At 69.8% G+C, this 16,451-nt stretch carries 17 protein-coding genes; 12 read left to right on the top strand and 5 right to left on the bottom strand.

Annotation, left to right across the window (positions count from 1 at the left end; all coding sequences use genetic code 11):
- The first annotated feature begins 8 nt into the window (after positions 1 to 8).
- The 4 genes from AB0H88_RS20475 to AB0H88_RS20460 all read left to right on the top strand — a co-directional run bounded on the left by AB0H88_RS20475 (position 9) and on the right by AB0H88_RS20460 (position 5,925).
- Positions 9 to 1,025, top strand: coding sequence for a zinc metalloprotease (locus tag AB0H88_RS20475; protein WP_357646608.1), 1,017 nt, complete (start codon positions 9 to 11; stop codon positions 1,023 to 1,025).
- Positions 1,026 to 1,084: 59 nt separating this feature from the next.
- Complete coding sequence (locus AB0H88_RS20470) at positions 1,085 to 2,566, top strand: MFS transporter (protein ID WP_357646606.1); 1,482 nt, start codon at positions 1,085 to 1,087, stop codon at positions 2,564 to 2,566.
- Between the two features lie 709 nt (positions 2,567 to 3,275).
- Positions 3,276 to 4,043 (top strand): hypothetical protein, encoded by a 768-nt coding sequence (locus tag AB0H88_RS20465; protein WP_357646604.1) that lies wholly within the window; start codon positions 3,276 to 3,278, stop codon positions 4,041 to 4,043.
- Between the two features lie 133 nt (positions 4,044 to 4,176).
- The gene (locus AB0H88_RS20460; RefSeq protein ID WP_357646602.1) at positions 4,177 to 5,925 is read left to right on the top strand and encodes a DEAD/DEAH box helicase; all 1,749 of its coding nucleotides are present in this window, start codon (positions 4,177 to 4,179) and stop codon (positions 5,923 to 5,925) included.
- 130 nt (positions 5,926 to 6,055) lie between these two features.
- Here AB0H88_RS20460 and AB0H88_RS20455 read toward each other — a convergent pair whose 3' ends face one another.
- The 3 genes from AB0H88_RS20455 to AB0H88_RS20445 form a co-directional block, all read right to left on the bottom strand.
- Positions 6,056 to 6,709, bottom strand: a complete 654-nt coding sequence (locus AB0H88_RS20455) for a hypothetical protein (protein WP_357646600.1) — start codon at positions 6,707 to 6,709, stop codon at positions 6,056 to 6,058.
- A 160-nt stretch (positions 6,710 to 6,869) separates the two neighbouring features.
- Positions 6,870 to 7,439, bottom strand: a complete 570-nt coding sequence (locus AB0H88_RS20450) for a nicotinamidase (protein WP_357646599.1) — start codon at positions 7,437 to 7,439, stop codon at positions 6,870 to 6,872.
- A gap of 15 nt (positions 7,440 to 7,454) precedes the next feature.
- Positions 7,455 to 8,738 carry a nicotinate phosphoribosyltransferase gene (locus tag AB0H88_RS20445; RefSeq protein WP_357646597.1) on the bottom strand — a complete coding sequence of 428 codons (1,284 nt, stop codon included), beginning with the start codon at positions 8,736 to 8,738 and terminating at the stop codon, positions 7,455 to 7,457.
- A gap of 37 nt (positions 8,739 to 8,775) precedes the next feature.
- On the opposite strand from AB0H88_RS20445, the gene clpS reads away from it, so the two are divergent.
- The 5 genes from clpS (at position 8,776) to AB0H88_RS20420 (ending at position 11,392) form a co-directional block, all read left to right on the top strand.
- A complete protein-coding gene (clpS, locus tag AB0H88_RS20440) occupies positions 8,776 to 9,078 on the top strand; it encodes an ATP-dependent Clp protease adapter ClpS (protein WP_219526749.1) in 303 nt (100 codons plus the stop codon).
- A 10-nt stretch (positions 9,079 to 9,088) separates the two neighbouring features.
- A complete protein-coding gene (locus tag AB0H88_RS20435; RefSeq protein WP_357646595.1) occupies positions 9,089 to 9,619 on the top strand; it encodes a DUF2017 domain-containing protein in 531 nt (176 codons plus the stop codon).
- A gap of 9 nt (positions 9,620 to 9,628) precedes the next feature.
- Positions 9,629 to 10,030: a M67 family metallopeptidase gene (locus AB0H88_RS20430; protein ID WP_357646593.1), complete on the top strand. Its 402-nt coding sequence runs from the start codon at positions 9,629 to 9,631 to the stop codon at positions 10,028 to 10,030.
- 140 nt (positions 10,031 to 10,170) lie between these two features.
- Positions 10,171 to 10,443 (top strand): MoaD/ThiS family protein, encoded by a 273-nt coding sequence (locus tag AB0H88_RS20425; protein WP_225290416.1) that lies wholly within the window; start codon positions 10,171 to 10,173, stop codon positions 10,441 to 10,443.
- 1 nt (position 10,444) lies between these two features.
- Positions 10,445 to 11,392 (top strand): cysteine synthase, encoded by a 948-nt coding sequence (locus AB0H88_RS20420; RefSeq protein WP_225290417.1) that lies wholly within the window; start codon positions 10,445 to 10,447, stop codon positions 11,390 to 11,392.
- A gap of 112 nt (positions 11,393 to 11,504) precedes the next feature.
- Here AB0H88_RS20420 and AB0H88_RS20415 read toward each other — a convergent pair whose 3' ends face one another.
- On the bottom strand, positions 11,505 to 13,307 hold the full coding sequence (locus tag AB0H88_RS20415; RefSeq protein ID WP_357646591.1) for a DUF3352 domain-containing protein: 1,803 nt from the start codon (positions 13,305 to 13,307) through the stop codon (positions 11,505 to 11,507).
- A 167-nt stretch (positions 13,308 to 13,474) separates the two neighbouring features.
- Positions 13,475 to 13,798, bottom strand: coding sequence for a hypothetical protein (locus tag AB0H88_RS20410; protein ID WP_357646589.1), 324 nt, complete (start codon positions 13,796 to 13,798; stop codon positions 13,475 to 13,477).
- A 125-nt stretch (positions 13,799 to 13,923) separates the two neighbouring features.
- Between AB0H88_RS20410 and AB0H88_RS20405 the strand changes: the two genes are divergently transcribed.
- From AB0H88_RS20405 to AB0H88_RS20395, 3 genes are all read left to right on the top strand, one after another.
- Complete coding sequence (locus AB0H88_RS20405; RefSeq protein WP_357646587.1) at positions 13,924 to 14,715, top strand: thioesterase family protein; 792 nt, start codon at positions 13,924 to 13,926, stop codon at positions 14,713 to 14,715.
- A 126-nt stretch (positions 14,716 to 14,841) separates the two neighbouring features.
- Positions 14,842 to 15,666 (top strand): glutamate racemase, encoded by an 825-nt coding sequence (gene murI / locus AB0H88_RS20400; RefSeq protein ID WP_357646585.1) that lies wholly within the window; start codon positions 14,842 to 14,844, stop codon positions 15,664 to 15,666.
- Positions 15,663 to 16,415 carry an MBL fold metallo-hydrolase gene (locus AB0H88_RS20395; RefSeq protein WP_357646583.1) on the top strand — a complete coding sequence of 251 codons (753 nt, stop codon included), beginning with the start codon at positions 15,663 to 15,665 and terminating at the stop codon, positions 16,413 to 16,415. The genes murI and AB0H88_RS20395 overlap by 4 nt, the downstream gene beginning before the upstream one ends.
- The last annotated feature ends 36 nt before the right edge of the window (positions 16,416 to 16,451 follow it).

Genomic DNA, 16,451 nt, shown 5'->3' with positions numbered 1-16,451 from the left:
GGGATTGCATGGCCCGGCGCGCGACCGCCGTCTCGTTGGCATGCCTGCTCGCGGCCGGGCTCACACCGCCGCTCCGTCCCGCCGCCGAGGCCTGGGCCGCATCTGACTGCTCCGCCCCGGACTCGCCGCGCGAGGTGGGTCTGAGCGCGGCCCACGATGGTGCCGCGGCTCGCGATGGTGGGTCCGGTACGGCCCGCGACGGTGGGTCCAGTGGGGCGCGCAGGCCGGTTCGGGGGCTGGGGGACGATCCACGGTCCTTGGGGCCGCGGCAGCCCAGGCCGCGCGACGTGGAGCAGGTGCTGGCCGAGCTCGCCCAGCGGCTCGCCGGGGTGACGGTCCCGGACGAGGTCATCGTTCCTACCTGGGTGCACGTACTCACCGACGGCGTCAGGCGGGCCTCCAACGCGGACGTCAGGGCGCAGATCGACGCGCTCAATTCCGCCTACAGCGGCGCGCTGGGCGGCGCCGCCACCGGGGTGCGCTTCCGCCTCGACGGCATCTCGGTCAAGGAGGACGCCTCCTGGTTCATCGACCCGATCGGCAACGAGCGCGCCATGAAGTCCGCCCTGCGCCGGGGCGGCCCCGAGACCCTGAACCTCTACATCGGTCAGTTGGGCGACCTCGTCCTCGGCTTCTCCACCTACCCCTACTGGTACGGGGACAGCCCCACCCTCGACGGCGTCGTCATCGACTGGCGCAGCCTGCCCGGCGGCACGCTGGTCAACTACAACCGCGGCTACACCGGCGTACATGAGATCGGCCACTGGCTCGGCCTCTTCCACACCTTCGAGAACGGCTGCGCGTATCCGGGCGACGGCATCACCGACACCCCGCCCGAGGCCAGGCCCACGGAGGGCTGCCCCGACTCCAAGGAGACCTGCGCGGAGAGGGGCCTGGATCCGATCCACAACTACATGGACTACGCGCATGACCGGTGCATGTGGGAGTTCACGGCTGAACAGGCGAAACGCATGCACCAGATGTGGGCCGTCTATCGGGGCCGCGGCGCGCTGTCCGCCGTCTGACAGGGCGTCGCGTTGACCTGTGCGCCGTCCTGAAATAGCGGCACAACTAGGATGTTTGGGTGACAGCACCGAAGGCACTCGACACTCCCTACGATCAACCTCGCATCTTCGGTTCGGCCTATCGCACGGCCACGATCGGCATCCTGCTGGTGATCACACTGATCGCCTTCGAGGGCATGTCGGTGGGCGTGGTCATGCCGGTCATCTCCCAGCAGCTCGACGCGCTCGACCTGTACGGCCTGAGCTTCTCGGCCTTCCTCATCGCCAGCCTGTTCGCGAACGTGGTGTCCGGGCTCTGGTCGGACCGGCGGGGCTACACGATGCCGTTCCTGCTCGGGGTGGTGCTGTTCGTGGTCGGGATGGGGCTGGCGGGGGCGGCGTCGACCAAGGTGTTGTTCCTGGCCGCGCGGGGTGTGCAGGGGCTCGGCGCGGGGTGCACGATCGTCGCCGTGTACGTGATGATCGCCCGGGTCTATCCGGCCGACGTGCGGCCCAAGGTGTTCGCGGGGCTGTCGGCGGCGTGGGTGGTGCCCGCCATGGTCGGGCCGGCCGTGGCCGGGTTCGTGGCGGACACGTGGGGGTGGCGGTGGGTGTTCTTCGGGATCATCCCGCTCGTGGTGCCCGCCCTGGTCATGCTGGTCCCCGCTCTGAACAAGCCCGCCCACGAGCCGGACGCGTCCCACGCCTCCGGGGACGCGGGGCCGGCCGACTTGCCAGACTTGCCCGGCTCATCGGGTTCATCAGGCTCGTCTGGCGCGGGTGGTGGGTCGGTGGAGGGGGCGCGTTCCAGGCCGTTCGCGATGACCGTGGCCGCCACCGCCGCAGCCGGTGGGGCGGGCGTGCTGCTGTACGGCGTGGACAAGCTTCATATCTCGCCGGTGCCGAGCGCCGTCGCGGTCCTGGTCGGGCTGGTCTGCCTCGGGTACGGCCTGGCCAAGCTGCTGCCGCCGGGCGCGCTGCGCTTCAGCCGGGGGCTGCCGACCACGATCATGATGCGCGGCCTGTTCTCGGCGGCCTTCTTCGGCGTGAACTCCTTCATTCCCCTCGCCCTCCAGCAGGTCAAGTCGTTCGGCCCCACGGCGGCGGGCATCGCGCTCACGACCGGGGCCCTCGGCTGGTCGACCGGGTCCTACCTGCAGAGCAGGCGCTCGGTCGAGCCACACAGGCGGATCCGGACGGGAGCCGCCTGTGTCATGGCGGGGGTGCTGCTCGGGCTGCTGTCAGTCCTGCCCGGGGTCACCGGCTGGGTCGCGGTGCCCGCGTGGATCGTGGCGGGGTTCGGCATGGGCATCGGAATGACCACGGTCAGCGTCACGGCGCTCAAGCAGTCGCCGGTCAACGAGCAGGGGGCCAACTCCGCCGCTCTATCCGTGACGGACATGCTGGGGTCCGCGCTGGCGGTGGGCCTCGGGGGAGCGTTGATCAACGTCATCGGGCACAGCCCGGGGATGATCGCGCGGGGCTTCGTGGTCATCTGCTGTCTGATGTCGGCCGTATCCCTCGGCGCGACCCTTCTCGCCTCTCGCACTCGTTCCGACTGACCCGGTTCAAAGGTGATTCTTTTCCCTCCTGTCACAGCGATCACGGAACGCCGGACCCGCGCGGGCAGGAGTGATAGGACAGCGGGCAGGAGGTGTCATGGAGGACGATCGCCGCGTTTGGCCGCCGAGCCCGGGAGCCAGGCACCGCCGCACACCTCCCGCTCCTCCCCCCGACGACCCCCAGCCCCAGGGGTCGTCTGACCCCCAGCCCCAGGGGTCGTCTGACCCCCAGCCCCAGGGGTCATCTGGCACGGAGGCCCAGTGGGCGTTCGACGCGGCGCCACAGCGGTCGCCCGATACGGCGCCCCAGCGGTCGTTCCGCACGGAGTCTCAGCGGTCGTCCGACGCGGCGCCCCAGCGGTCGTTCCGCACGGAGTCTCAGCGGTCGTCCGACACGGCGCCACAGCGGCGCGAGGAGGCACCGAGCCCGGCGCGCAGGGGCGGGGATCCGTACCCGCGGGTCGGGCGGCGGCAGTCCGTACGCGATGTCGGGTCCTCGCGGCAGGACCCCCTGGGCGAGGACGGGGCGGGGCGGGACCCTCTACGCGAGGACGGGGCCGCGCGGCGGGACTCCCCGCGCGATGACGGGGCCGTGCGGCGCAATCCCCTGCGCGGGGACGGATCCTCACGGCGGGACCCCGTACGTGAGGACCGGGCCGCGCGGCGAGGTCCCGGGGTCGGGGGGTTCGGGTGGGTGCGGCGGGGGTCTGTGACCGACGATGACGAGGTCGGCGGGGGGTATTCGTGGCACGGGAGGGGCGATCCCGAGGACGAGGAGGGGGACGAGCCGGAGGATCTCTGGAATCCGCAGTTGCGGCGCACCGCCGGGCGAGGGCTCGAGCGGGACGACGGCGATCCACAGGTGCCTTGGGAGTCCCTGCCCCCGTCCGCCCGCCACTACGGGGTGCCCGCCGATCCTGGCCTGTCGGGGCGGGTACGGGGGCGCCGGTGGCGGCGGCCGGCCGGGGCGGTGCTCGCGCTGCTCCTGGCCACCGGTCTGATCGCGGCGCTCGTCATGGTCGTGCTGCGGCTGGCCGTCCCAGCGCCCGCTACGGCGCGGCTGAGCGATTCTCGGGCGGGAGTGACGATCACGCTGCCGGCGGGGTGGCAGGAGGCCGGCATGCCGCCTGTGACCGGATTCACGTCGGCCGCCAGGAGTGACGGCGCGCTCGTCATGGTCAGGCCGGTCCCCGATCCCGTGGCCGACCTGCAGAAGGTCGCCAAGGACGCGGCGGAGCTTTACTCCAGGCTGCTGCTCAAAGGCGACAAGGTCGACATCGTGGAGGACAAAGTCCTGCCACAAGGGCACACGCGTGCGCTACGAGCGCAATACCAGGATGTGGCGAACACATCCGCCTACCTACGTGTCACACTCCTCACCCGGGACGGCAAGGCGGTGCTGCTCGTCGGCCTGCTCCAACCCGAAGAAACCACCCGAAGGCAGGCGCTCGACGCGGTGATGTCGAGCGTGCGATAAGCCCCGTACGCCCCTTAGCACGCAAGGATGAGCTTGGCCAGGATCCCCGGTGCACGGCACGTCTTGTCGGTGGGCCCGATTACTCTTGGGTCACTGTGAGACAGCGAAGCACACGAACCCCAGAGGTGATGCGGTGAGCACCTTCGCCGCATCCCACCTTTCGCCCTCCTACCCCGACCGCGCCGCATGGGGCACCGCCCCCAAGTTGCGTGCCTGGCAGCAGGAGGCGTTCGACCTGTATTTCAGGCGCGAGCCGCGTGACTTCCTCACTGTGGCGACGCCGGGCGCGGGCAAGACGACCTACGCCCTGCGCATCGCCAGCGAGCTGCTCGCCAACGGGGTGATCCGAGCGATCACCATCGTCACCCCCACCGAGCACCTCAAGCGCCAGTGGGCCGACGCCGCCGCCAAGGTCGGCATCGGCATCGACCCGGAGTTCAAGAACAGCCAGGGCGCCACCTCCCGCGACTACACCGGCGTGGCCGTGACCTACGCGCAGGTCGCCATGCACCCCGCCCTCCACAGGGCGCGCACGGAGGCCCGCAAGACGCTCGTCATCTTCGACGAGATCCACCACGCGGGCGACGCCAAGTCGTGGGGCGACGGCATCCGTGAGGCGTTCGAGCCGGCCACCCGCAGGCTCCAGCTGACCGGCACGCCGTTCAGGTCCGACGACAACCCGATCCCGTTCGTCGGCTACGAGGAGGACACCGAGGGGCTCAAGCGCAGCGTCTCCGACTTCTCCTACGGCTACGGCCCGGCCCTCGACGACGGGGTCGTCCGGCCGGTCATCTTCCTGGCCTACTCCGGGGAGATGAAGTGGCGCACCCGCGCGGGTGACGAGCTCGCCGCCACGCTGGGCACGCCGCTCACCAAGGACCAGCTCTCCCAGGCCTGGCGCGCCGCGCTCGACCCCAAGGGCGACTGGATCCGCCAGGTCATGGAGGCCGCCGACCGGCGGCTGACGGAGGTGCGGCGCGGCGTCCCCGACGCCGGTGGCCTGGTCATCGCGACCGACCACGAGGCGGCCCGCGCCTACGCCCGCCACCTGCGCAACATCTCCGGCGAGGGCGCCACCGTCGTGCTCTCCGACGATCCGGGGGCGTCGAACAAGATCAAGCAGTTCGCCGCGTCCGGTGATCGCTGGCTGGTGGCGGTCCGGATGGTGTCCGAAGGCGTCGACATCCCGCGGCTGTGCGTGGGGGTCTACGCCACCTCGACCTCCACGCCGCTGTTCTTCGCCCAGGCGGTCGGCCGCTTCGTGCGGGCCCGCAAGCGCGGCGAGATGGCCTCGGTGTTCCTGCCCTCGGTGCCGACCCTCATGGGCCTGGCCAACGAGATGGAGGTGGAGCGCGACCACGTGCTCAACCGCCGTCCGCCGGAGGACGGGCTGGACGACAGCCTGCTCGAAGATGCCAACAGGAAAAAGGACAATCCAGACGTCCTCGGTGACGAGCTGCCGTTCGAGATGATGGAGACCTCGGCGACGTTCGACCGGGTGCTGTTCGACGGCGGCGAGTTCGGCACCGGGGCGGAGGTCGGCTCGGCGGAGGAGGAGGACTTCCTCGGGCTGCCCGGTCTGCTGGAGCCCGACCAGGTGGCCACGCTGCTGCGCAAGCGGCAGTCGGACCAGCAGGCGGCCAAGGCCAAGAAGGCCGAGAGCGCACCGCCCGCGCTGGCGCCGCACGAGCAGATCGCCGAGCTTCGGCGGGAGCTCAACGGCCTCGTGGGCGCCTGGAACCACCGCACCGGCCAACCCCACGGCGTCATCCACTCGGACCTGCGCCGGGCGTGCGGCGGGCCGCCGATCGCCCAGGCCACCGCCGCCGAGATCCAGGAGCGGATCGCCAAGATCCGCCAGTGGGCCACCCAACGACGCTAGGGCCACCGCCCGGCGCGGAGGTTCCCTCCTCGCCGGGCGACCGACCTGGACGAGGCGCCGCGGCAGGGCTCCGTCATCTCCTAGACGTCATCTCCTAGAAGCCATCTCTTAGGACGTCATCTCCTAGAAGTCATCTCGTAGGACGTCGGCCTTTAGTCACGACTGGGGTGCCAGAACGGCCGTCAGTCGCGGCTGGGGTGCCAGGACGTTCATGGGTAGCGGCTGGGGTGTCAGGACGTTCATGGGTAGCGGTTGAGGTGCCAGGGCGGTCGTCGGTCGCGGCTGGGATGCGGTGGCCGGTGTGGCCGTCGACCGGGCTGAGCCGGGCGGGGGCGGGCGGGTCGAGCGGCACACGTAGCGAGGCGGCGCCCCCGACGACGTGTACGGGCACCGTACGCGCCCCCTTGTCCTCGCCGACCGATGGCCCTTCGCGGACCCAGACGCGCAGCCCGCGCCCCTTGGGGCTGAGCGTGACCTGCGCCGTCGCGCACTCGTCGGGCGAGGCGGGCCAGGACAGCGTGAGATCGTCGCGCGCGCCGCTCAGCCGGGCCGTCTGAGGCATCGGCGTACGCGCCGCGCAGGCCATCGAGAACACGCTCGGCGGCGCGTCATGGGCGACGACCGCGGCCTCCCGCTCCTCGGTGGTCATGGCGACCGTGGCCGCCTCCAGCAGTGCCAGGGTCACAACGGCCCCTACTCTGGCTCCGTTGCGCCCGCGGACGAGCACCCAGAGGCTGAGCGGGGCGAGCAGCAGCCAGGCGAGGCCGAGGGAGAAGGTGAGCATGGGGAACCTCACACCAGGAAGAAGTCATGTCGCTCTCCGTGGCTGGGTGGGCGCGGAGAGCGTTCGCCTTCTGGATATCACATGACCGCAGCGTCGCGCATCGCGCACACTTCGTGGCCGATGGCCGATACGCCGACGGCGGGCTGAAAGCGTGCGAAGGTCAGCGGACGGACGGGGTGCCCTGCAGGACGGCGCCCGCGGCCCTCAGCTCCGCCAGCGCGCGGTCCGTGGTCTCCCGTGCCACCCCGGCCGTGAGGTCGAGCAGCACGCGTACGGCCAGGCCGTGGTCGACCGCGTGCAGCGCCGTGGCGCGGACGCAGTGGTCCGTGGCGATCCCCACCACGTCCACCTCGCTCACTCCGTGCTCGTCCAGCCAGGCGGCCAGCGACACGTCGTCGCCGGAGGCGCCCTCGAATCCGCTGTAGGCGGCGGCGTGGGCGCCCTTGGAGAAGACCTCCTCCACCGCCGAGACGTCGAACGCCGGATGGAAGTCCGCCCCCGGCGTGCCCGCGACGCAGTGCGCGGGCCAGGTCGTCACGTAGTCAGGGGCGTCGGAGAAGTGGCCGCCCGGGTCGACGTGGTAGTCGCGGGTGGCCACCACGTGGTCATAGCCGTGGTCGTCCACGTAGCGGGTGATCGCGGCGGCCACCTCGGAACCGCCCGCCACGGGCAGGCTGCCGCCTTCGCAGAAGTCGTTCTGCACGTCCACGATGATCAGCGCGGTCCCCATACGAAGCACCTTACGTCAGGAGAACTCCGTGGCGATCGCCGCATACCCCCTGCCAAGGTGCAGCGCCTCCTGGGGCAGGCGTGCGATGGTCTCGGCGTGTCGCTCGCGGGCCGCGGTCAGTGGCTCCCTGCCGATGACCTCGCCGTCTCGTACGAGCTGGTGCAGCAGCCGAACACCACCCTCCGGCGCCGGCCCCGAGGTGGTGATCAGCTCGGTGTCGGCGTGCCCGGTCTCGTCGAACAGGCGGTAGGACTCCTTGCGCCCCCCGCGCGACGGCTTGCCGACCGACCGCTTGGCGACCGGCTCCATGACGCCCGCCGCGGTCTCGCGCGCCACCAGTTTGTAGACCAGCGCGGCGGTGGGCACGCCCGAGCCCGTCACCAGCGAGGTGCCCACGCCGTAGCCGTCGACGGGGGCGGCGGCCAGGGCGGCGATGGCGTACTCGTCCAGGTCGGAGGTGACCACGATGCGCGTGTTGAAGGCGCCGAGCGCGTCGAGTTGCTCGCGTACCTCCTGCGCGGCCGCCGCCAGGTCGCCCGAGTCGATCCGCACCGCGCCCAGCTTGGCGCCGGCCAGCTCGATCGCCGTGCGGACCGCCTCGGCCACCTCATAGGTGTCGACCAGCAGTGTGGTCTCCGGGCCGAGGGAGTCGATCTGGGCCGCGAACGCCGCCCGCTCGGAGTCGTGCAGCAGCGTGAACGCGTGCGCCGCCGTACCGGCCGTCGGGACGCCGTAGACCCGCCCGGCCATCAGGTTGGAGGTGGAGGCGAAGCCGGCGATGTAGGCGGCGCGGGCGGCGGCCACGGCGGCCCACTCGTGCGTACGGCGCGAGCCCATCTCGATGATCGGGCGGTTGCCCGCCGCGTTGGTCATCCGGGAGGCCGCGGAGGCGATGGCGCAGTCATGATTGAGGATGGAGAGGGTCAAAGTCTCCAGGAGTACGGCCTCGGCGAACGTTCCTTCCACCACCATGATCGGAGAGGCGGGGAAGTAGACGTCGCCCTCGCGGTAGCCGTAGACGTCTCCGGAGAACCGGTAGCCGGCGAGGAAATCGAGGGTCGCCTCGTCGACCACCTCGTTCTCCCGCAGATAGGTCAGCTCTTCGTCACCGAAACGGAAGTTCTCCAGCTCGTCCAGGACACGTCCCGTCCCGGCGACAACCCCGTAGCGCCGTCCGCCCGGGAGATGCCGGGCGAACACCTCGAAAACCGCCCGCCGGTGGGCGGCGCCGCTCCGCAGTGCCGCCTGAAGCATTGTCAGTTCATAGTGATCTGTGAGCAACGCAGTGCTCATGGTCATTGCCACGACTCGAAGACTACGGCCGGGGTAGGGCAGGATGGGGGATGTGGGTAGCACTGCTCCAATGGCCGTCGAGCGTCCGTCAACGGACGTCCGGCCCGACCTGCCATGGGTGACGATCGTCTGGAACGACCCGGTCAACCTCATGTCCTACGTGACGTACGTCTTCCAGACGGTGTTCGGCTACTCCAAGGAGAAGGCCGAAAAACTCATGATGGACGTGCACAAGAAAGGCAAAGCCGTCGTGTCCAGCGGCACCCGGGAGGAGATGGAGCGCGACGTGCAGATCCTTCACTCCTACGGGCTGTGGGCGACGGTTCAGCCGGATTCGGTCAAGTGAGGCGGCACACGTGAACTCGGGGTTCTCGACGCGCGACGGCGGCGGCGTCATCACGGAGTTCGAGGCGGCGGAGGTGTCGATCCTGCGCTCGCTGGTCACTCAGGTGCTCGGCCTGGTGGCGCCGGGCGAGACGGGCGACGACCCGCTGGAGCGGGCGCTCGGGATCGGCACCGGGGCCGGGGCGGCGCCGTCCGATCCGGTGCTCGCCCGCCTGTTCCCCTCGGCCTACCAGGACGAGGGTGAGGCGGCGGAATTCCGCCGCTACACCGAGGCGACGCTGCGCGACGGCAAGCGCGCCGACGCGCAGACCATGCTCGACAGCGCCCGGCCGGGCCGCAGTGAGCTGACGCCCGAGCAGGCCCAGGCGTGGCTGCGCTCGCTCAACGACGTACGGCTGGCCCTCGGCACCAAGCTCGAGGTGACCGAGGAGATCCACGACGAGATCGCCACCATGTCCGAGGACGACCCCCGCTACCCGGCCTATGTCACCTACGACTGGCTGACCTACCTGCAGGACACCCTGGTCCGGGCCCTCTGGTAATTTCCCGACATGCTGACGATCTCGCAGGAACTCGTGGACAAGATCATTGCCCACGCGCGGGCCGACCACCCGGACGAGGCGTGCGGCGTGATCGCGGGACGGGGCGGAGTGCCCGAGCGGTTCGTCCCGATGGAGAACGCCGAGCGCTCGCCCACCTTCTACCGCTTCGACTCGCTGGAGCAGTTGCGCGTCTGGCGCGAGATGGACGACCGCGACGAGGAGCCCGTCGTGATCTACCACTCCCACACGGCGACCGAGGCCTACCCCTCGCGCACCGACGTGACCTACGCCTCCGAGCCGGACGCCCACTATGTTCTGGTCTCGACGAGGGACGAGGACGAGACGGAGTTCCGCTCGTACCGGATCCTCGATGGGGCGATAACAGAGGAAGAGGTAAGGTTCGTACCATGATGGTCCGGCCGGTGCAGAGCTACCTCTTCGCGCATACCCCGGCTGTCGTCGTCTACGACTGTCGCTGATCAGGAATCCGTGTTCAGCCGTCGGCGTTGCTGCCGATGGGACGACGACCTGACCCGAGGAGACTGACCGCGATGGCCATCGAGGTTCGCATTCCGACCATCCTTCGTACGTACACCGCCGGCGCCAAAGCCGTCGACGCCGAGGGCGCCACCCTCGACGAGCTGATCAGCAACCTTGAGTCCCTGCACCCCGGGATCAAGGACCGCCTGGTCGACCAGGGCAACCTGCGCCGCTTCGTCAACGTCTACCTCAACGACGAGGACGTGCGCTTCCTCGGCGGCCTCGGCACGCCGGTGTCCGACGGCGACACGGTGACCGTGCTGCCCGCCGTCGCCGGCGGGTGACATGCGCTTCGAATCGTTGATCGACTCGGTCGGTCGCACGCCGCTCGTCGGCCTTCCCCGGCTCTCGCCGTCGGCCGAGGTACGCCTCTGGGCCAAGCTCGAAGACCGTAACCCGACCGGCTCGATCAAGGATCGGCCCGCGCTCTGGATGGTCGAGCAGGCCGAGAAGGACGGGCTGCTCACACCCGGCTGCACGATCCTGGAGCCCACCAGCGGCAACACCGGCATCTCCCTGGCGATGTCGGCCAAGCTCAAGGGCTACAAACTGATCTGCGTCATGCCGGAGAACACCTCCGAGGAGCGCCGCCAGCTGCTGCGCATGTGGGGGGCGGAGATCATCTCGTCCGCCGCGGCGGGGGGCTCCAACGAGGCCGTGCGGGTGGCCAAGGAGCTCGCGGCCGAACACCCGGACTGGGTGATGCTCTACCAGTACGGCAATCCGGCCAACTGGCGTTCCCACTACGAGTCGACCGGACCCGAGATCCTTGAGGACCTGCCCACCGTGACCCACTTCGTCGCCGGGCTCGGCACGACGGGGACGCTCATGGGTGTGGGGCGCTTCCTGCGCGAGCGCGTGCCCGGCGTGCGGATCGTGGCCGCCGAGCCGCGTTACGGCGAGCTGGTGTACGGGCTGCGGAACGTGGACGAGGGGTTCATCCCGGAGCTCTACGACGAGTCCGTGCTCACCACGCGGTTCTCGGTGGGCTCGGCCGACGCGCTGCGCCGTACCCGGGAACTGCTCGCCGCCGAGGGGATCTTCGCCGGGGTGTCCACGGGGGCCGCGCTGCACGCCGCTCTGGGAGTGGCCGCCAAGGCGGTGAAGGCGGGGGAGAGCGCCGACGTCGTCTTCGTGGTCGCTGACGGAGGCTGGAAGTACCTGTCCACGGGCGCCTACGAAGGCACCCTGGACGAGGCCGAGCACCGCCTCGAAGGCCAGCTCTGGGCTTGACGGTGACGACCGCATGACGGTGGCCGCATGACGGTGGCCGCATGACGGTGGCCGCATGATGGTGACCGCATGATGGTGGCCGCCCCTCAGGGGGCGGCCACTCATGTTCGTGCTAGTTGAACAGGACCCGTAGCGAGAAGGTGGCCTCGGTGGCGGTCTGCTTGCCGCTCATGCCGACCGCCTTCAGGACCTGGGCGTTGGCCTTGTCGTCGCCCTCCATGCTCGACAGGTAGTACTTCTCCACCTTGTCGAGATCCACGAACAGGGCGAAGGTGGCCTCGTCGCCGTCCGGGACCGCCGTCTGGAAGGTCGGGCTCTCGCCCAGCGTGCCGTCCCCGGCCAGGGCCTTGGCGTACTCGTCGGTGGTCGCCACGGTGAACGTGCCGTCACCCGAGACCTTGGCGAGCTGGGGAGCGGGCTGGCCGCTGGAGGTCATGGCCTTCTGGATCTTGTCGTACACGGCCTGCGCCTTGGCCGGGTCCGTCGTGATGCGGACGCCGCCCTTGATCTTGTCGCTGTCCAGGCCCTCGGAGTCGACCGCGAGGGTCAGGTTCTTGCCGAGGATCGTGGCCAGGTCGTCGGGCAGTTGCAGGCCGTAGGTCTGCTTGGCCTGGTCGATGAACTGCTTGAACTGGGCCCCCGCGGGCGACGCCGCGACGGACTGCTCGATCTCGGCCCACTTCTTGGTGATGATCTGGTCGAGGCCCGAGTAGGACAGCGCGCCCGCGGTGGTGGCGGGCAGCGCCGACAGCTTGGTGGGCTCCAGGTCGCCGTCGACCATGCCCTCGGCGCCCCTAACCACGCCGGCCAGCTCGGCGTAGGAGCTGTCGAAGCGGAGCGCTCCGGCGAACCTGGCGTTCTTGACCTGCTCGAGCGCCTTGGCCTGCTCGCTCGACTTGTCGGTCAGGGCCAACTCGCCGACCTTGCCGAGGTGCGCCCAGTACGACAGCACGCCCTGCTCGCCGAGCGCGTTGAAGTCGTCGTTGAAGTCGGCGTTGTCGGCGAGGCTGGTGGTCTCGGCGGCGTACTTGTCGGCCAGCGACTGGCTGGAGGTCACCAGCGCGTAGTCCTCGCGGAAGGCCAGGCCGAACTTCTCCTTGCCCATCAGCTTGGTGATGCCAGCCTTGGCCTGCGCCTCGTCCTTGACCTGGACGGCCACGGCGAAGTCGGGCTCCTTGCCGCCCGACGGGACGACGGCCAGGCCGATCCTGCTGCCCAGCCAGGGGTCGACGTCCTTGGCGAAGTCGACCTTGGAGAGACCGCCGTCCTGCGCGAGGTCGAAGAGCGCCTGGCGCGGGTCGTCACCCTTGAAGGTGTCCTTGGTGACGGTGAACTTCCTGGCGATCTGGAACAGGGCCACCTTCTGGTTGGCCGCCGGGTCCAGGTCGAGCCGTACATAGGCGATCGAGCCGGCCGGCAGCACCTCATGCGGCTGCGTGCCGCCGCCGCCGATCGCGCCGACCGCCCAGACCGCGCCGCCGCCGAGAAGGACCACGGCCAGCGCCGAGGCGATGGCGATGATCCAGCCCTTGCGGCTCTTCTTGGCGGGCTCGGCGGGGCCGAAGCCCTCGGGGCCCTGCTGCTGCCAACCTGCCTGGGCGTACTGGTCCTGCTGCCCGTACGACGCCTGCTGTCCGTAGGAGGCCTGCTGCCCGTACGCCTGCTGTCCGGGCTGCTGGCCGTACTGGGGGGCCTGCTGGCCGTAAGAAGGCGGCTGCTGCCCATATTGGGGCTGTTGCTGACCATAGGGCGGCTGGCCGTATGGGGGCTGTTGCCCATACTGGGGGGCCTGCTGACCATAGGACGCCTGCTGCCCGTAGGAAGGCTGCTGCCCTGTTGGGGCTTGCTGGCCGTACTGGGGCTGCTGGTTGGACTGCTGCGGAGGATACGGCTGGCCCTGTGATGACAATGGCATTGTCGGTGGGTTCTCGGGCTGCTGCTCCTGGTTCCAGCGGTACGCCGTCGTCCGATTCGGATCCTGGCCACTCGGGGGATTATTAGCAGACATCACTCAACTCACAATGTGGACTTATGACCACAGAGACGGTAGCTGATGTTGCTAGACGGACGCTTGCAATGTACTTAGACCCGTGAGAGTTCCTTTCTAGACGTGCTGATGTGCACCTCTCCGTCGCCGTGATCGGTGACACTCGACCATGGGACGAAAGCGGATCCCACATAAAGCACCCGCGCCAGCGCCCGGGAGAACCAGCCCCAGCGGCCGTGCAAGTCGCGCGTGAGGCAGAGCAGGGGTCTGCGGTGGGCCGAGACCACCAGGCCGTAGACGGTGGCGCTCTGCTGCAGCTCGCCCCTGTGCTTGATCACGCGGATGTCGACGACGTGGCCGACCCACACCCCGTTGGGATCCCAGACCGACTGTCCGATGAGTTCGGTAACGCTTGCCATGATCGAACTGTCTCAGCGAGAGGGTGTTTTCGCAGGTAGGCACGCTGATGGCCCGATGCTCTGGGTCTGCAATAGACTGTGTGGCTACTAGAATATAGTTCCGGATTGATTCGAGGGCGGGACCGATGACCAAGTTCGACGAGGCCACGCAGGCGATTCGGGTCGACGAGAGCACCTACGACGTCTGCCTCGACCCCGGCTATGTGATCGGCGGCCCGCTCAACGGCGGCTACCTCCTGGCGGTGATCCTGCGCGCGGTCGTGGACGCGTCGCCGTTCGAGCACCCGGTGAGCACGTCCGCCCAGTTCCTCAAGGCGCCCGTGCCCGGCCCGGCCCGGGTACGGATCGAGCAGCTCAAGGCGGGTAGGACGGCGGCCTTCACCCGGGCGACGCTCGTCCAGGACGGTGTGGCGCAGATCGAGAGCCTGATCACCACGGCCACGCTGCACGACGTCGAGCCCACGTACGCCGATAAATCCATCTATGTCATGCCGCGGCCGGAGGAATGCGCCAAGCTGCCTGAGCCCAAGCCCGAGTCCAACATGACGCTCAGCGCCCGGATGGAGCTGCTCTTCGACCCGCCCACGATCGGCTGGCTGACCGGCGAGCCCAGCGGCCGGCCCGAGTCCAGGGCGTACTTCAGGATGGCCGAGCCCCAGGACCCCGACCCCTACGTGCTCGCGCTGGCCGTGGACGCGCTGCCGCCCGTGGTGTTCTCGGCCGGCGCGCGGGGCTGGGCGCCCACCGTGGACCTCACCTGGCACCTGCGGGCCCTGCCCGCCCCCGGCTGGCTCACGCTGATCGGCAGCGGCCGTCTCATTTCGGATGGCTGGTTCGACGAAGAGGTCGAGGCGTGGGACTCCGAGGGCAGGCTGGTCGCCCAGTGCCGCCAGCTCGCGCGGGTGGGCCGCGGGTGACGCGCGGACTGTGAGCGTTCAGCGAGTGTGAGCGTTCGGCGAGTGTGAGCGTTCAGCGGACTGTGGGCGGTCAACTGTGAGCATTCTTACGCAGTGAGAATGTCGCAGGTCGCCTACCCTCTAAAGGTGCCGGACGCGAGCATTGGGATCTTCGACAGCGGGGTGGGCGGGCTGACGGTCGCCAGGGCGATCATCGACCAGCTGCCCCATGAATCCATCACCTATGTGGCCGACACGGCCCGCCAGCCGTACGGGCCGAAACGCCTGGCCGAGGTCCGGGCCTACGCGCTGGAGGTGATGGACCACCTCGTCGAGAACGGCGTCAAGATGCTCGTGATCGCGTGCAACAGCGCCAGTGCCGCCGTGCTGCGCGACGCGCGCGAGCGTTACGACGTGCCGGTCGTCGAGGTGATCCAGCCCGCCACCCGGCGCGCGGTGCGCGCCACCCGCACCGGCAGGGTCGGTGTGATCGCCACCAGGGCGACCATCGAGTCCATGGCCTATCACGACGCCTTCACCGCGGCTCCCGACGTACAGCTCACCGGCGTGGCCGCCCCACGCCTGGTGGAGTACGTCGAACGCGGAGAGACGGCGAGCGAGGAGCTCATCGAGGTCGTGCGCGACTACCTGGCCCCCATCAGGGCGGCCGGGTGCGACACGCTGATCCTCGGCTGCACCCACTACCCGCTGCTCACCGGCGCGATCTCCTATGTCGCCGGTGACGGGGTGACGCTCGTCTCCAGCGCCGACGAGACGGCCAAGGACGTCTACCGCATCCTGCACGACCGTGACATGGCGGCAGGGAGCGAGGCCACCCCCCGGCATCGCTTCCGCGCCACAGGCGACTCCTTGCTCTTCGCCCGGCTCGGGCGACGTTTCCTCGGCCCGGAGATCGACGCGGTCGAAGTCACACCAGTGGGGGGTACTACCTCTAACGGGAGGCCCACATGAAGGTGACCATCATCGGCTGTTCGGGGAGCTTTCCCGGCCCCGACAGCCCATCGTCCTGCTATCTCGTCGAGGCCGAGGGGTTCAGGCTGCTCCTCGACTTCGGCAACGGGTCCCTGGGAGTGCTTCAGCGCCATATCGGGCTCTACGACGTGGACGCCATCTGCCTGAGCCACCTGCACGCCGACCACTGCCTCGACCTGTGCGCCTACCACGTGGCCCGGACCTACGGGCCGGCCGCGCCGTACCCCAAGGTGCCGGTCCACGCGCCCGCCGACGCGCCGCGCCGCCTGGCCGCCGCCTACGGCATGCCGGAGGAGCCGGGACTGGAGACGGCCTTCGACTTCGTACCGCTCGCACCGGGTCCGTTCGAGGTCGGGCCGTTCACGGTGGTCGCCGGTCAGGTCAACCACCCGGTCGAGGCGTACGGCTTCCGCGTGACGCACGGCGGCCGGAGCCTGGCCTACTCGGGCGACACCGGTGAGTCGGCCGAAGTGGTGCGGCTGTCCGCGGGCGCCGACCTGATGCTGTGCGAGTCGTCGTTCCTCGACCAGCCGGAGCTGCCCACCGACCTGCACCTGTCGGGCCGCCAGGCCGCCGAGCACGCCGCCAAGGCCGGGGTGGGCCGGCTGGTGCTCACCCACCTCGTACCCTGGAACGACCAGCAGCGGATCCTGGACGACGCCTGCCGGGGCGGCTACGGCGGCCCGATCGACCTGGCCCGCAGCGGGGCCGTCTACGACCTGGCCTGAGCCTGCTCGTCTACGACCTGGCCCGGGCCTGCCTCT

It is taken from the genome of Nonomuraea sp. NPDC050680 (genome assembly GCF_040654555.1).
In the GTDB taxonomy this organism is placed as follows: Bacteria; Actinomycetota; Actinomycetes; order Streptosporangiales; family Streptosporangiaceae; genus Nonomuraea.
Note: the sequence above shows the minus strand (reverse complement) of the source record. Positions and strands in the feature narration are given on the sequence as shown.

Excerpts from the sequence above, each read along its gene's own strand:
- AB0H88_RS20395 (WP_357646583.1), top strand. The coding sequence starts at position 15,663 with ATGAAGGTGACCATCATCGGCTGTTCGGGGAGCTTTCCCGGCCCCGAC.
- AB0H88_RS20410 (WP_357646589.1), bottom strand. The coding sequence starts at position 13,798 with ATGGCAAGCGTTACCGAACTCATCGGACAGTCGGTCTGGGATCCCAAC.
- AB0H88_RS20420 (WP_225290417.1), top strand. The coding sequence starts at position 10,445 with ATGCGCTTCGAATCGTTGATCGACTCGGTCGGTCGCACGCCGCTCGTC.
- AB0H88_RS20445 (WP_357646597.1), bottom strand. The coding sequence starts at position 8,738 with ATGACCATGAGCACTGCGTTGCTCACAGATCACTATGAACTGACAATG.
- AB0H88_RS20450 (WP_357646599.1), bottom strand. The coding sequence starts at position 7,439 with ATGGGGACCGCGCTGATCATCGTGGACGTGCAGAACGACTTCTGCGAA.
- AB0H88_RS20405 (WP_357646587.1), top strand. The coding sequence starts at position 13,924 with ATGACCAAGTTCGACGAGGCCACGCAGGCGATTCGGGTCGACGAGAGC.
- AB0H88_RS20475 (WP_357646608.1), top strand. The coding sequence starts at position 9 with ATGGCCCGGCGCGCGACCGCCGTCTCGTTGGCATGCCTGCTCGCGGCC.
- clpS (WP_219526749.1), top strand. The coding sequence starts at position 8,776 with ATGGGGGATGTGGGTAGCACTGCTCCAATGGCCGTCGAGCGTCCGTCA.
- AB0H88_RS20415 (WP_357646591.1), bottom strand. The coding sequence starts at position 13,307 with ATGCCATTGTCATCACAGGGCCAGCCGTATCCTCCGCAGCAGTCCAAC.
- AB0H88_RS20455 (WP_357646600.1), bottom strand. The coding sequence starts at position 6,709 with ATGCTCACCTTCTCCCTCGGCCTCGCCTGGCTGCTGCTCGCCCCGCTC.
- AB0H88_RS20425 (WP_225290416.1), top strand. The coding sequence starts at position 10,171 with ATGGCCATCGAGGTTCGCATTCCGACCATCCTTCGTACGTACACCGCC.
- AB0H88_RS20430 (WP_357646593.1), top strand. The coding sequence starts at position 9,629 with ATGCTGACGATCTCGCAGGAACTCGTGGACAAGATCATTGCCCACGCG.